This is a genomic window from Streptomyces sp. NPDC017202 (assembly GCF_044331705.1).
Taxonomy (GTDB): Bacteria; Actinomycetota; Actinomycetes; order Streptomycetales; family Streptomycetaceae; genus Streptomyces.
The window spans coordinates 76,760-90,242 of sequence record NZ_JBIRNP010000011.1 but is presented as its reverse complement, the minus strand read 5'-3'; the positions used below and the strand labels follow the sequence as shown (position 1 = coordinate 90,242).

Genomic DNA, 13,483 nt, shown 5'->3' with positions numbered 1-13,483 from the left:
CGCCCCGTCGTGAGGCCACGCGAGGTGAGACGCGGGAGGACCGCACGGATGGACACGCACCGGACCCGGACGGCGTCACGACGGGCGCCCCTGGCGGCCGTCGCGATGGCGCTCGCTCCCCTCCTCGGCACGGCGACGCTCGCCGCGTGCGGTGCGGACGACGGCGGTGACACGACCTCGTCCGCGAGCGTGCGGCCCTCGGCACCGGCCACCGCCTCCTTCACCGGCTCGGCGCCGTCCGCCCTGCGGTCGCTCGCGGAGTCCGCGAAGGCGTCGGTCTCCGCCGCCGCGTCCTCCGCCTCGGCCCGTGCCTCGGAGTTCGAGGCGTCGGTCTCCGCCGAGGCGGCCCGCGCCGGCGCCGCCGCCGAGAAGGAACTGAAGGGCGTCGACGGCCGGGGCAACGCCACCGCCGACGTCTCCCTCACCGGCAAGCCGCGGGCGCAGACCGGCGGGCTGCTCGCCGTCGTCGTGAACATCACCAACCGGTCCGGCGACACCGCCTCGTACGCCGTCCAGGTCGACTTCCGCGATCCTGACGGGAAGGTCGTCGAAACCCGTTACGTCGGCGCCGAGGACCTCGCGCCGGGTGAGCGGGCACAGCCCCTCGCCGTCAGCCGCAAGCCCTCCGAGCCGCAACTGACGGCGGAGATCGCCAAGGCCCAGCGGTACTGAGCCCCCGGGACGCGCCGCGCGAGGGAAACGATTCCCCCGTCGGCGGAGGGGAACGCCCGGCAGCCGAACCAGGTGCCGGCCGCGGAGGTCCGCCGCGGAGAGCACGGAGAGCACGGAGAGCACCGAGAACACGGAGAGCACCGAGAACACGGAGAAACGGGTCCGGGCGCCTCGGCCGCGCCCCCGGCGATCGCCTCCGGCGCGCGCGCCCGCTACTGTCCGTCGCATGACCGAGAACACCCTGCGTTCCGTCACCGTCGAACGGACCGGTACCGGACACTTCACCGCCACCAACCCGCGCGGCGGCACGATCAGTTTCGGCACCGGTTCCGCGGAGGACGGCGAAACCGACTTCACACCGGTCGAGCTGCTGCTCGCCGCGCTCGGGGGCTGCACGGCCGTCGACGTCGACGTGGCCACCGCCCGTCACAGCGAGCCGACCCGGTTCACGGTCACCGTGACCGGCGACAAGGTCGGCGACGAGCTCGGCAACCGGCTGACCGACCTCTCCGTCAGCTTCTCCGTCGCCTTCCCGGACGACGAGGCCGGCGGCCGTGCCCGCGCGATCCTCCCCCGGGCGGTCAAGGTCTCCCACGACAAGCTCTGCACGGTCAGCCGGACCGTGGAGGCCGGGACGCCCGTCACGGTCACGGTCGAGGACGCCTGACGGGACGGGTTCCCCGGGCTGCGGACGCCGCCGGCCCGCCGGGGCCGTCGCGGAGGTCACGCGGCCCCGGCGTCGGCACCGCCCTCCGGCCGGGTCTCGCGGCCTCCCGGGTGCCGGTGGCGCCAGGTCCAGAAGACCCCGCAGGACACCGCGGCCCATCCTGCCAGCACCAGGAAGGGGAAAGCGTGCTGGTGCCCCGCGAAGTACACCGCCGTGTGCTGGGCGTTCACGGACGCACCGGGCGGGAGCCACCGGCCGATCAGGCCCAGTGGGGAGGGCAGCAGCGGCCACGACACCGCGCCGCCCGATGAAGGATTGCCCAGCAGGACCATCAGCCCCCAGGTCGGCAGCATCGCCCAGCGGCCCACGAGGGTGTTGAACATCGTGAAGACCATGCCGCTCGTGAACAGCGTGAGCGCCAGGATCAGCCACGACTCGACGAACGGCAGATCGAGCGCCCCCAGCAGCCAGTCCACCGTCGCGGCGATCGCGAACCCGCCCAGCAGCGCGTACAGAGCGGTGCAGACGATGCGCTCGATCGGTGTGAGGGCCCGTGCGTGCACGCTGAGCTGGATCGCGCCGACGAACCCGATGATCACCGCCGCGAGGGAGACGTAGAAGATCGCCAGTCCTCGCGGGTCTCCCTCCTGGAGGGGGTTGACGTCCCGGACCGTGACGGCGACGCCCGTTCGCCGGCCCACCGCGGGCGCCGCCTCGGCCAGTACCTCCGCGACCGACGCGCCGGACGCCGCGGAGAGATCCAGCACGACGGCCCGCTCCCCCCTGCGCACGTCGACGATCGCGAAGACCCGCTGCTCCTCCACCGCAGTCCGGGCCTCGGCCGCCGTGTCGTAGGGGGTGATCTTCACCGCCGTGTTGAGGGCCTTCTCCATGCCGTCGAGGAAGCGCCGGCCCTCGGGCTGCTGGGGGGAGCCGACCAGCGCGGTGGGGATCGAGCGCGGGGTCGGGTCGGCCATGGAGTAGGTGTAGGAACCGGCGAACAGGGCCGCGGCCGCCGTCAGGATCAGCACGAGCACGGCCGCGGGCAGGAGCGGGGACTCCTTGAACCTGGCCCAACCCCGCGGCGGCGGAGCCGGCTCACCGCGAGCATCTTGTGGCATTTCGGGCATGCGGGTCACGTTAGCCGCCCGTGTCCCGGGAACCGGTCGATGCGCGGGACCCCGGACGCTCCCCGCGCCGGCCCCGTCCGCCGGCGGAAGGCGGGTCGTCGCCCCCGCCGGATCGGGCGCGGAACGTGACGTCCACCGGCACGGTACGGGTGTGTCGTCCACCGGCACGGCACTGCTGTGTCGTCCGCCGTCCGGCTGAAAAGAGGACACCACCGGGCGTGGCGCCTCCACGGCGGGCGTGGTCGCCGCTGGGCTGGTCGCACACTGCCGCACCCGAGCGCCCGGCTCGGCGAGCGGGCAGGACTCCCGGTGCCCCTTCGTCCACCGGGACCCCCACTGCCGACCGAGGGAATCGATGGCGACCCAGACCGAACCTGTTGCTCCCGTGCCGGCGGTGGCACGCCACGGCCGGGGCCGAGTGATCGTCAGCTGGCTGACCACGACCGATCACAAGAAGATCGGCCACCTCTACCTGATCACGTCGTTCTGCTTCTTCCTGATCGGCGGAGCACTGGCCCTGGCGATCAGGGCGGAACTGGCCAGGCCCGGCCTGCAGATGCTGTCGAACGAGCAGTACAACCAGGCGTTCACCATGCACGGCACGGTCATGCTGCTGCTGTTCGCCACACCGACGTTCGCCGGGTTCGCGAACGCCATCATGCCCTTGCAGATCGGCGCCCCGGACGTCGCCTTCCCGCGGCTCAACATGTTCGCGTACTGGCTGTTCCTCTTCGGCGGCCTGATCGCGATGAGCAGCCTGATGGTTCCCGACGGCGCCGCCGACTTCGGCTGGACCGCCTACACGCCCCTCAGCGGCATCGAGCGCAGCCCCCAGGTGGGCGGCGACCTGTGGATCATGGGGCTCACGCTCGGCGGCTTCGGCACGATCCTCGGCTCGGTCAACTTCATCACCACGATCCTCTGCATGCGCGCACCGGGCATGACCATGTTCCGGATGCCGATCTTCACCTGGAACGTGCTGCTCACCTCCGTACTGGTCCTGCTCGCCTTCCCCGTCCTGGCCGCGGCCCTGCTCGCCCTGGAGGCGGACCGCAAGTTCGGCGCGCACATCTTCGACCCGCAGAACGGCGGGCCGATCCTGTGGCAGCACCTGTTCTGGTTCTTCGGCCACCCCGAGGTGTACATCCTCGCCCTGCCGTTCTTCGGGGTGGTCACCGAGATCCTCCCGGTGTTCTCCCGCAAGCCGATCTTCGGCTACATGGGTCTGGTCGGCGCCACCATCGCCATCACCGGCCTGTCCGTGAGCGTCTGGGCGCACCACATGTTCGCCACGCAGGCCGTCCTGCTGCCGTTCTTCTCCTTCATGAGCTTCCTGATCGCGGTGCCGACCGGGGTGAAGTTCTTCAACTGGATCGGCACCATGTGGAACGGCTCGATCTCCTTCGAACCACCGATGCTGTGGGCGGCCGGCTTCCTGGTCACCTTCCTCTTCGGCGGCCTGACCGGCGTCCTGCTCGCCTCCCCGCCGATGGACTTCCACGTCACCGACAGCTACTTCGTGGTCGCCCACTTCCACTACGTCCTGTTCGGCACGATCGTCTTCGCGATGTTCGGCGGCTTCAGCTTCTGGTGGCCGAAGATGACCGGCAAGATGCTGGAACCCCGGCTGGAGAAGATCCACTTCTGGACCCTGTTCGTCGGATTCCACATGACGTTCCTGGTCCAGCACTGGCTCGGCGCCGAAGGCATGCCCCGGCGGTACGCCGACTACCTCTCCGCGGACGGGTTCACCGCCCTCAACACCCTCTCCTCCATCGGCGCGTTCCTGCTCGGCCTGTCCACGCTCCCGTTCCTCTACAACGTCTGGAGGACCACCCGGAAAGGGCAGCGGGTCGAGGTCGACGACCCCTGGGGCTACGGCCGCTCGCTGGAATGGGCCACCTCCTGCCCGCCGCCGCGCCACAACTTCGTCACCCTGCCGCGCATCCGCTCCGAATCCCCCGCCTTCGACCTGCACCACCCCGAACTCGCGCAGATGGAACAGGAGGTCAACGCCGGTCAGCGGGACGCCGTCGACGCCGAGGGCCACAAGGGCGAACCGCGGTGACAGCCGGTGGGCACCCCGCACCCGACGGGCGGGACAGCGCCCTGGCCGACCAGGCCGAGGGCTACCTCCTCGCCCGCGCCCACCACGACCAGGCGCACCGCGACGCCGAAGACCTCTGCGCCCGGCTGCCCTGGCTGACCACGGGCCAGGCCGACGACCTGACCCGCCACTACGTCCGGCAGCGCACCGACCTCACCCGCCGGATGCTGCGGGACACGGTCCGCCGGTCCGCCGAGCTGCGGCAGCAGTACGAGGCCCGCTACGCCGCCCTCCGCCACGACCTGCTCAAGCACCACGCCGCGTTCGCGTCGGCCGTCCTCGCCTGCGCCGCCGCGGTGAGCACGACAGTCGTTCTGCTCGCCCGTTAGGCCTTGCGCGTGGACCAGGCTCAGCCCGGTCCACGCGCAAGACCACGGGTGTGCTGCTCGGAGGGACGGAACCCGGCAGTGGCCGTCAGGGCGGCCGGGGCACCGCGCGCGGGTGGACGTCAGTCGTGGTGCCGGCGGAGAACGGCGGTCGCGCCGGCGCCGCTCGCGTGCCGGCGCCTCGGCCGGTCGTGCCGGGGCAGGCGGATCTCGACGTGGCCGTCGAGGATCCGGGTGTCGAAGGCGGGCTGGGGCGCGGTGGCCGGGCCGTGCACGTTCCATCCGTCGGAGAGCCGGAAGACGCTGCCGTGCCACGGGCACCGCACACATCCGTCGGACACGGTGCCCTCGGACAGCGGACCCGCGAGGTGGCTGCACCGTTCGGCCAGCGCGTGGACGTCCCCGCCGGACCGGCGGACCACCACGACCGGCACGTCGTCCACGACACGCCGTACGGGCTGCTCGACCGGGAACTCGTCCACGGCGCCGATCCGGTGCCAGCCCTCGCGCACGACGTGCGGGACCTCTTCCGCGTGGTTGGCGCCGGACGCCTGCCGGTAGGCCAGGTGTCCGCCCAGCACGCCTCCGAGCCCGACCGCCGTCAGGCCGAGGAAGCCGTAGGTCCGGCCGGCGGCCGGCCGGCCCCGGAGGCGACAGGTGAGGGAGGCCGCGTAGAGGCCGACGGCGGCGAGGTTCGCCGCCGCGTGCACGAGTCCCACGCGGGTCTGCTCCCGGTGCAGTTCCGCCCAGTCCACCGCACCCGCCAGCGCCGCGGGCGCGGCGGCGGCCAGGCCGACGCCCACCAGCAGGCCCGCCTCGCGGGAACGGCCGGGAAGGGCGTCGAGGACGGCCGCGGACAGCCAGCTCCCGATCGGCACCTGCACCATCGCCGGATGGACCGGGTGCCCCAGCCAACGGCCGTGCAGCACGTCCCGTCCGCGTCCGAGCGGCAGGGCGCGCACTCCGTTGCCGAGGGTGTCGATCAGGGGATCGGCTCGGGGACTGCGCTCCAGACGGTCCAGGAGCCACAGCAGTCTGCTCTGCTTCGGACGGCGGAGTCGTGGCGTTGTGTTCATGCGCAGCCGGGTCCCCGGAGCGCGGGCGTCGCAAACGGCGGGCGGAAAGCGCCGGCCCCGCTGTCGGACGGGCCGCTGGGACCCGCGGTCCGCAGGGCCGCCGCCGGATGGGGACACCGTGTCCGGCAGCCGTCGAAAGAATCCCTGCCGCGACAGAAGAAGATCTCTTCGAGCGGAAGAAAATCTGTCGTGACGGCAGTAGACATTCCCTGATGCGGGAGCTAGCGTTGTGCTCGTAGTCAGGAAGCCGAACCAAGCGGCAGGACGAGCTGCCGTGCAGTAACCGCACATGGAAACATCGCGCAACCGAATGAGGTGAGGAGCAGACGCCATCAGGATCGCCCGGGTGAGGACGGAGTACCGCCCGGGTACCGCAGACCCTAGATCGGAAGGTGGTCCACGGTCACGCATTCGCGATCCCCGCAGACCCGCCCACGCGGCGGGCAGGCGGAACAAGGAAGCCGGTGCAGGTCAGCCGGTAGATGGTGTTGAAACCTCGGGGCCCTGGACGCAGATGAGCGTCCAGGGCCCCCCGACGCGTCCTTGGAAAGAAGAGGTCTATGCCCCCTGCCGATCCCCGCACCCTCGACCCGCTCGACGACGACGACTACCCCGCCTACACCATCGGCCGGGCCGCCGACATGCTCGGCACCACCCCCGCCTTCCTCCGCACCCTGGGCGACAACCGCCTGATCGCGCCCCTGCGCTCCGGCGGCGGGCACCGTCGCTACTCCCGGTACCAGCTGCGCATCGCGGCACGCGCGCGGGAACTCGTCGACGCCGGCACCCCCATCGAGGCCGCCTGCCGGATCATCATCCTCGAGGACCAGCTCGAAGAAGCCAGGCGCATCAACGAGGAACTGCGCGAACAGGCCGACCGGCGCAGGACCTCGGCCTGACCCACGGCAACAGCCCCCGGCCCGCGGCACGGACGACGGGCCGGTCCGCCTCCCGTCAGCGGCCCCTGCGCACCCGGGCCGCCGCACGGGCCTCCGCCGTCCTGCGGGCCTCGGCGGTCCTGCGGGACTCCTTGGCGGCGCCGGCCGGACGGGTGCCCAGCCCGCGGAAGGGAGCGTTGCCGCCGCCGCCCTTCGTCCCGGCCGGTGGACGCCTCGCCCCGGTGATCGCGGTCAGCGCCGCCTCACCGGAGCGGACCTGGGTGACCGTCGGCCTGATCCCGGCCTCGGACATCATCCGGTTCACCTCACGCCGCTCGTTGGGCGTGACCAGCGTGACCACCCTGCCGGACTCCCCGGCCCGCGCCGTACGCCCGCCCCGGTGCAGGTAGTCCTTGGCGTCGGCCGGCGGGTCCACGTTGACGACGAGGTCGAGCGCGTCGATGTGGATGCCGCGCGCGGCGACATTGGTGGCCACCAGCACGGTGACCTCGCCCTTCTTGAACTGGGCCAGCGTGTGGGTGCGTTGGGGCTGCGACTTCCCGCTGTGCAGGGCGGACGCCCGCACCCCGCTCGCCCGCAGGTGCCGGGTGAACTGGTCCACGGCGGCCTTGGTGTCCAGGAACATCAGCACCCGGCCGTCCCGCGCGGCGATCTCGGTCGCGGTCGCGTACTTGTCGGCGGCGTGGATGTTCAGGACATGGTGCTCCATCGTGGCGACGGAGCCGGCCGAACGGTCGACCGACGCGAGGACCGGCTCGTGCAGATGGTCCCGCACCAGCTGGTCGACGCCCCGGTCGAGCGTGGCCGAGAACAGCAGCCGCTGCCCGTCGGCGGGAATCTGCTCGAGGATGTCGGAGACCTGGGGCAGGAACCCCAGGTCGCACATCTGGTCCGCCTCGTCCAGCACCGTGACCCGCACGTGGTTCAGGAAGCAGTCCCGGCGCGACAGCAGATCGGTCAGCCGCCCCGGCGTCGCGACGACGACATCGGCGCCGGCCCGCAGCAGCGCCGTCTGCCGGTTGATCGACAGGCCTCCGACCACCGTCGCCAGCCGCACGTCCAGCACCCGTGCGTACGGCTCCAGTGCCTCGCCCACCTGCTGGGCGAGCTCCCGGGTCGGCACCAGGACCAGCCCCCGGGGCCGCTTCGGTTCCGCCCGCCGGCCTGCCGTGCGGACGAGGAGGGCGAGGCCGAACGCCAGCGTCTTGCCGGAGCCGGTCCGCGCCCGGCCGAGGACGTCGCGGCCGGCCAGCGCGTCGGGCAGGGTCGCCGCCTGGATCGGGAAGGGCTCCGTCACGCCGAGGCCGGTCATCGTCGTCAGCAGTTCCGGCGGGAGGCCGAGCGCGCCGAAGGACGCGGCCGGCGGCAGGCCGGGGGAGACGGCCGGGGACGTCGGGAGTTCGTCCTGCGGCGCCGTCGCCGGCCGGTGCTTGCCGGTGTGCGGGAGTCCAGGGGCCGGCGGCTTCGCGTTCATGGGGAACCTTCCTCGGTGTGACGCCCGCAACGCGCCGGGGTCCGTACCCGTTGGTACGGACCCCGGCGGCGTCGAAAGCGTTCACCCATTTTACCAGCGCCCGCCCGCGCGCCCACGGATCGGTCGGCCGGTACCGGACACCGGGACTCCGCGGACGCCCGCGGGCCCCGCACCGCGCACACGACCGGCCCTCCTCCCCATGGTGATCGCGGATCAGGAGGCGACCGGGTCGGGCACAATTGACGGACGGGAAGGCATCGGAGGGGGCTGCTGTGGTGTACGGATCGGACTTCGGTGCCGGATCGCGCAACGGACCGGCCGGAGCGTACGACGTGACGCGGCCCGCACCGCCGTCGCGGCGGGCCCGCGCCCGGGACGCAGCGGTGCTGGTCGCGGGGTGGGTCGCCCTGCTGTGGGTGCTGGAGATCATCGACGCGGTCAGCGGCCACGCCCTCGACTCCTACGGCATCTCGCCGCGGGAGTTCGGCGAGTTGCGCGACGTCGTGCCCGCCGCCTTCCTGCACTTCGGCTTCGGCCATCTCGCCGCCAACAGTCTGCCGTTGCTGGTGATGGGCTTCCTCGCCGCCCTGTCCGGCATCCGTCGCTTCCTCGCCGTCACCGCGCTGATCACGCTGGTGAGCGGCCTGGGCGTCTGGCTCACGGCACCGGCGTACTCCACGACCGCGGGCGCCTCCGGCGTCGTCTTCGGCCTCTTCGGCTATCTGGTCGTCCGCGGCTTCGTCGACCGCCGCATGGGGGACGTGCTGGTGGGGCTCCTCGTCGGTGCCGTCTACGGCTCGATCCTCTGGGGCGTGCTGCCGACGGCGACCGGGGTCAGCTGGCAGGGGCATCTCTTCGGCCTGATCGGCGGCGTCGTCGCGGCGGTGGCGTTCCGGCGGACTCCCGGCCGCCAGGGATGAGCCGTCGCCCGGCCTCGCCCTGAGAGCCCGAGAGCCTGAGGGCGGGCGCGGGCCGTCCGCCGGGATTCCGGGTGGTGCCGGGACGGTAGGAGCGGCGTTTCGGGGTACTGGGCCGCCATGACACCGGAGAACGATCACGCTGAATCCGTGCGTGCCGCTCGGCAGTTGCGGCGCATCCGCCCCGTCTACGCGGGGGGAGCCCTGCTGTGGGCCGCCTCGGCCGCCTGGGCGGGGTGGGAGGACCCGGGGAGCCGGCAGATGTGGGTGTCGGTGTTCTTCCTGGTCGTCTTCGCCGGCCTGTTGTCCATGACGTCCCTGTGGCTGCTGCACCGGGGGCCGGCCGATGCCGGTGGGGCGGTGCACCATGCCGCACCACGGAGGATGGCCGCACGCCGGCAGGCGAGCGCCTGAGCGGGGCGGTTCGCGTTTCGCACGGCGGGCCGGCCGTCCCGTTCTCCCGCTCGGGGCGGCGGGCTCCGCCACCGCGCGGGCGAGCCGCGCCGCCGTCGAACGGCCGTCATGGGTTCCGCCGGTCGTCGAACGGCCGCCACGGCTGCCGGCCCCGTCGGCTCCTGCCGCGAGGGGATCGGCGGCGCCGGCCGGTTCGGGCCACCCTGCCGACTCCGCCCCCTGCGGCGGCGGGGCGTTCCCCGTCGGGCCCGGAAGGCGGGCGGCCCCTTGTCAGGAGCGGGGGCGGGCCCCCGGCCCCAGCCGGGCGGTGACCTCGCCGGGGGTGAGGGCCGCGTGGTCCGCGGAGCACTCGACGACGACGCGGACCGGGGCGTCGCAGCCGGTGTGGCGGACGTCCAGCACGGGTCCCTCGGTGCCCAGGGCGTAGGTCTCGCCCCACTGACCGAGCGCCATGAGGACGGGCCACAGGTCCCAGCCCTTGCGGGTCAGGCGGTACTCGTTGCGGGAGCGGTTGCCCGGCTCCCGGTAGGGCACGGTCTTCAGCACGCCGGCCGAGATCAGCTTCCGGAGGCGGTCGCTGAGGACGGCCTCCGACAGGCCGATGTGACGGTGGAAGTCGTCGAAGCGGCGGACCCCGTTGACGGCGTCCCGCAGGATCAGCAACGTCCATTTCTCCCCCACCACGTCGAGCGTGCGCTGGACGGGGCAGTTCTCCGTGCTCGCCTCAAGCCACTCCATTCCGCCATGGTAGAGGGCTGACTTCGTCATTGACAGTCAGGTGGACCGAGGGCTAGCTTCACTTGCAAAAGCCAGACGGGAAGGCCTCGGCTCGTGGGACGCATGCGCACGTATCAATGGGACGACCCCGCGGTCCTCGCGGAAGCCGCCGGGCGCATGGCCGGCATCGACTTCCTGCGCGAACTGCTGGCGGGGCGGCTCCCGGGGCCGCCCGTCAGCCGCACCGTGGACTTCACCCTGGACGAGGTGGAGCCCGGCAGGGCGGTCTTCTCGCTCACCCCGGGGGAGGAGCACTACAACCCGATCGGCAGCGTGCACGGCGGCGTCTTCGCCACCCTGCTCGACTCGGCGGCCGGCTGCGCCGTGCAGTCCACCCTTCCGCAGGGCATGGCCTACACCTCGCTCGACCTCACCGTGAAGTTCCTGAGGCGGATCACCGTGGACACCGGAACGGTGCGCGCCATCGGCACGGTTGTCAGCCAGGGCCGCCGAACAGCCCTGGCGCAAGCGCAGTTGGTCGACGGAACGGGACGGCTGCTCGCCCACGCCACCAGCAGCTGCATGATCTTCCCGGTGCCTCCGGCGTCGTAGGCGACCGCGGTCCATGGTCCCTCGCGGGGCTCCGGGCGGCGGTCCCGGCGCCCGGTCCCGGGCCGCGCCGAACCGGTCACCCGTGCCTCGTATCCTTCTTGCCGGCCGCCCACCGGGGCGCGAGGGGGAGGGCACGCCATGGGGGACGGGATCGAGCTGTGGTTGCGACGGGCCGGCAGGTCTCTGCTGACGGGTGCGGCCATGACGGGCTTCGCCGTGGTACGGGAGCGCTGGTGGCTCCCGCTGCGCGTCCTCGTGTTCCTCGGGGGTGTGGCCGCGGTGGTGGACTGCGGCGTCGAGACCTGGAAGCTGATCCGCTCCGAGAAGTCGACGCGCGAGGCGCTGGACCGGCTGGAGGCGACCGAGCGGGCGGAGCGGGCGGAGCGGGCGGAGCGGGGGTGAACCCGGGCCGTGCTCGAGGGCCGGTGGCCCGACGGGGCGTCCGGGTGGCGCAGGACGTGTCCGTGGCGCAGGACGTGTCCGACGGCGGGACGGGCGGGCTCCGCGGCGGCCGACGCGATCCGGTGTCCTGTCCGGCCGGAGCACGCCTCCGCCGAGCTGCGCATCCGGGCGGCCGGGGTCCGGTGCCGACGGTCGGCTGCGGTCACTCGGTGTCCGGGCGTCCGGGTGGCCGACGGCCGGCCTCGCGTGCCACGAGCCCGGACGGGCGGCGTTCGCGCGGACGGTGCGGTGTCGCATCCGCGGACGGGGAACCCCTGGAACACAGACGGATGCGGCACCGGCCGCGCCGAGACGTGGGAGAGGTGGTCTTGTGTCCGCAGCCCGGGACGCGACGGACGTGCTGGTGGTCGGAGCCGGACTCGCCGGGCTCGCCTGCGCCGGGGACCTGCTGGCGGCCGGCGTCGCCGTACGGGTCGTGGAGGCCGGCGACGAGGTCGGCGGAAGGATGCGCTCCGACCGGGTGGAGGGCTTCGTCGTCGACCGCGGGTTCCAGGTCTTCAACACGTCCTACCCCCAGGTCCGGCGCAGGCTGGTCCTGAGGGACCTGAGGCTGCGGCCCTTCACCCCCGGCGTCCTGATCCACAGCCCCTCCGGCCGGCTCCGCTTCAGCGACCCCACCCGCCGCCCGCGCACGCTGCCCGACCTGCTGCCGGGCCGCCTCGCCGGGCCGCGCGACCTGGCCGCCCTCGGCCTGTTGTCCGCCCGCGACATGCTGGCTCCGCCCCGCCGGCTCAAACGGCTCGCGGACACCACCACCCGCACGGCGCTCGCGGACGCAGGGATCTCCGACGCGTTCGTCGAGAGGTTCTTCCGCCCGTTCCTGTCGGGGGTCTTCCTGGAGGACGGGCTGGAGACCTCCGCCCGGGTGTTCCACCTCGTGTGGCGGAGCATGCTGCGCGGCACCCTGTGCCTGCCCACCGGGGGTGTCGGAGCCGTACCGCGAGCCCTGGCGGCCGCCCTGCCGCGCGGCACGGTCCACCTGGAGACCCCGGTGGAACGGCTCACGGACGACGGCGCGCTGACGGCGGGCGGCCGGGAGATCGCCGCACGGGCCGTCGTGGTCGCCACCGGCCCCGGACCCGTCGGCGACCTGCTCCCCGGGGTCGGCCTCCCCGACTACCGGGTGGTGACGACGTACTACCACGTCGCCCCGCGGTCCCCGCTCGGCGAGCCGACACTCCTCGTGGACACCCGGCGCCGCTTCCTCAACACCTGCGTCCTCAGCGACGCCGTGCCCGCCTACGCCCCGCCCGGCCACGCCCTCGTCGCCACCTCGGTCCTGGGCCGGGACCAGGAGGGCGGGGAGCGTGCCGTACGGGCGGCGCTCGGCGAGGCGTACGGCACCGGTACGGACGGCTGGGACCTGCTGACCGTCCGGACGATCGAGGACGCGCTGCCCGCGATGATCCCGCCCCGGCCGCTGACCCGCACCACGCGTGTGGCGCCGGGCCGTTACGTGTGCGGCGACCACCGCGCCACCGGGTCCGTGCAGGGAGCCCTGGCGTCCGGGGCGCGGGCCGCCCGCGAGGTGCTGCGGGACCTGCGGCGGTGACCGGACCCCCGCCGCGGCGTCTGCGGCGGTCGGTTCCGTGGCGTCGGCCGGCCGTCCGGCCGTCGGCTCCGCTGCGTCGGCCGGGCGTCCGTTTGCCGGGTCTCCGGCGTCGGCCCGCCCCGCCCCGCCGCCGCGGGATCCGCCCGCAGCCCGGCGTGCGACGCCGGGTGGTGCACGGCCACCGGACCGTCGCCGACCGCCTCGCGCGGCCCCTCCCGGTAGGTCCCGGCGCGCACGTGGCGGACCCGGTCGCCGAGTTCCGCCGCGCGGTGGCGCGTCGCGGATGCCACCACGAAGACGCTGCAACCGCTCGCCCCCCGTCCTCGGAAGTGGTGACGAAAGCGGACGGGACGGAGCCCCGGCTCCGTCGTGAGCGGCGGCACTGCCGGACCGGGGCGGTGACCCGCGGGAGTCGGCGCCCGTCGTCCGTCCACGCGTACCGGGACAAGGAGGTGGCC

General features: G+C 73.4%; 14 protein-coding genes. 10 read left to right on the top strand and 4 right to left on the bottom strand.

Annotation, left to right across the window (positions count from 1 at the left end; genetic code table 11):
* The first annotated feature begins 48 nt into the window (after positions 1-48).
* Entirely contained in the window at positions 49-672 is a 624-nt protein-coding gene (locus ACH4N1_RS22010; protein WP_398099328.1) for a hypothetical protein, read from the top strand.
* A gap of 226 nt (positions 673-898) precedes the next feature.
* A complete protein-coding gene (locus tag ACH4N1_RS22005; RefSeq protein ID WP_398099327.1) occupies positions 899-1,339 on the top strand; it encodes an OsmC family protein in 441 nt (146 codons plus the stop codon).
* Positions 1,340-1,395: 56 nt separating this feature from the next.
* Here the strand turns inward: ACH4N1_RS22005 and ACH4N1_RS22000 are convergent, their stop codons facing one another.
* Entirely contained in the window at positions 1,396-2,460 is a 1,065-nt protein-coding gene (locus ACH4N1_RS22000) for an ABC transporter permease (protein WP_398099326.1), read from the bottom strand.
* Between the two features lie 364 nt (positions 2,461-2,824).
* On the opposite strand from ACH4N1_RS22000, the gene ctaD reads away from it, so the two are divergent.
* Entirely contained in the window at positions 2,825-4,537 is a 1,713-nt protein-coding gene (gene ctaD / locus ACH4N1_RS21995; protein WP_398099325.1) for a cytochrome c oxidase subunit I, read from the top strand.
* Positions 4,534-4,905 (top strand): hypothetical protein, encoded by a 372-nt coding sequence (locus ACH4N1_RS21990; RefSeq protein ID WP_398099323.1) that lies wholly within the window; start codon positions 4,534-4,536, stop codon positions 4,903-4,905. The genes ctaD and ACH4N1_RS21990 overlap by 4 nt, the downstream gene beginning before the upstream one ends.
* Before the next feature lie 119 nt (positions 4,906-5,024).
* On the opposite strand, the gene ACH4N1_RS21985 is transcribed toward ACH4N1_RS21990, so the two are convergent.
* Positions 5,025-5,978, bottom strand: a complete 954-nt coding sequence (locus ACH4N1_RS21985; RefSeq protein WP_398099322.1) for a Rieske 2Fe-2S domain-containing protein — start codon at positions 5,976-5,978, stop codon at positions 5,025-5,027.
* Between the two features lie 560 nt (positions 5,979-6,538).
* Here ACH4N1_RS21985 and ACH4N1_RS21980 point away from each other — a divergent pair.
* Complete coding sequence (locus ACH4N1_RS21980; RefSeq protein WP_366058641.1) at positions 6,539-6,877, top strand: MerR family transcriptional regulator; 339 nt, start codon at positions 6,539-6,541, stop codon at positions 6,875-6,877.
* Between the two features lie 55 nt (positions 6,878-6,932).
* Here ACH4N1_RS21980 and ACH4N1_RS21975 read toward each other — a convergent pair whose 3' ends face one another.
* A complete protein-coding gene (locus tag ACH4N1_RS21975) occupies positions 6,933-8,351 on the bottom strand; it encodes a DEAD/DEAH box helicase (protein WP_398099320.1) in 1,419 nt (472 codons plus the stop codon).
* Between the two features lie 332 nt (positions 8,352-8,683).
* On the opposite strand from ACH4N1_RS21975, the gene ACH4N1_RS21970 reads away from it, so the two are divergent.
* Together ACH4N1_RS21970 and ACH4N1_RS21965 are read left to right on the top strand one after the other, a co-directional pair.
* On the top strand, positions 8,684-9,271 hold the full coding sequence (locus ACH4N1_RS21970) for a rhomboid family intramembrane serine protease (RefSeq protein WP_398099318.1): 588 nt from the start codon (positions 8,684-8,686) through the stop codon (positions 9,269-9,271).
* Between the two features lie 147 nt (positions 9,272-9,418).
* A complete protein-coding gene (locus ACH4N1_RS21965; RefSeq protein ID WP_398099316.1) occupies positions 9,419-9,682 on the top strand; it encodes a hypothetical protein in 264 nt (87 codons plus the stop codon).
* A 270-nt stretch (positions 9,683-9,952) separates the two neighbouring features.
* Here the strand turns inward: ACH4N1_RS21965 and ACH4N1_RS21960 are convergent, their stop codons facing one another.
* Positions 9,953-10,420 (bottom strand): winged helix-turn-helix transcriptional regulator, encoded by a 468-nt coding sequence (locus ACH4N1_RS21960; protein ID WP_398099314.1) that lies wholly within the window; start codon positions 10,418-10,420, stop codon positions 9,953-9,955.
* Positions 10,421-10,513: 93 nt separating this feature from the next.
* On the opposite strand from ACH4N1_RS21960, the gene ACH4N1_RS21955 reads away from it, so the two are divergent.
* The 3 genes from ACH4N1_RS21955 (at position 10,514) to ACH4N1_RS21945 (ending at position 13,025) form a co-directional block, all read left to right on the top strand.
* Positions 10,514-11,011, top strand: a complete 498-nt coding sequence (locus tag ACH4N1_RS21955; RefSeq protein ID WP_398099312.1) for a PaaI family thioesterase — start codon at positions 10,514-10,516, stop codon at positions 11,009-11,011.
* Positions 11,012-11,149: 138 nt separating this feature from the next.
* Positions 11,150-11,413: a hypothetical protein gene (locus tag ACH4N1_RS21950; RefSeq protein WP_398099311.1), complete on the top strand. Its 264-nt coding sequence runs from the start codon at positions 11,150-11,152 to the stop codon at positions 11,411-11,413.
* Positions 11,414-11,783: 370 nt separating this feature from the next.
* On the top strand, positions 11,784-13,025 hold the full coding sequence (locus tag ACH4N1_RS21945) for an NAD(P)/FAD-dependent oxidoreductase (protein WP_398099309.1): 1,242 nt from the start codon (positions 11,784-11,786) through the stop codon (positions 13,023-13,025).
* The last annotated feature ends 458 nt before the right edge of the window (positions 13,026-13,483 follow it).

Excerpts from the sequence above, each read along its gene's own strand:
- ACH4N1_RS21985 (WP_398099322.1), bottom strand. The coding sequence starts at position 5,978 with ATGAACACAACGCCACGACTCCGCCGTCCGAAGCAGAGCAGACTGCTG.
- ACH4N1_RS22005 (WP_398099327.1), top strand. The coding sequence starts at position 899 with ATGACCGAGAACACCCTGCGTTCCGTCACCGTCGAACGGACCGGTACC.
- ACH4N1_RS21950 (WP_398099311.1), top strand. The coding sequence starts at position 11,150 with ATGGGGGACGGGATCGAGCTGTGGTTGCGACGGGCCGGCAGGTCTCTG.
- ACH4N1_RS22010 (WP_398099328.1), top strand. The coding sequence starts at position 49 with ATGGACACGCACCGGACCCGGACGGCGTCACGACGGGCGCCCCTGGCG.
- ACH4N1_RS21980 (WP_366058641.1), top strand. The coding sequence starts at position 6,539 with ATGCCCCCTGCCGATCCCCGCACCCTCGACCCGCTCGACGACGACGAC.
- ACH4N1_RS21975 (WP_398099320.1), bottom strand. The coding sequence starts at position 8,351 with ATGAACGCGAAGCCGCCGGCCCCTGGACTCCCGCACACCGGCAAGCAC.
- ACH4N1_RS22000 (WP_398099326.1), bottom strand. The coding sequence starts at position 2,460 with ATGCCACAAGATGCTCGCGGTGAGCCGGCTCCGCCGCCGCGGGGTTGG.
- ACH4N1_RS21960 (WP_398099314.1), bottom strand. The coding sequence starts at position 10,420 with ATGGAGTGGCTTGAGGCGAGCACGGAGAACTGCCCCGTCCAGCGCACG.
- ctaD (WP_398099325.1), top strand. The coding sequence starts at position 2,825 with ATGGCGACCCAGACCGAACCTGTTGCTCCCGTGCCGGCGGTGGCACGC.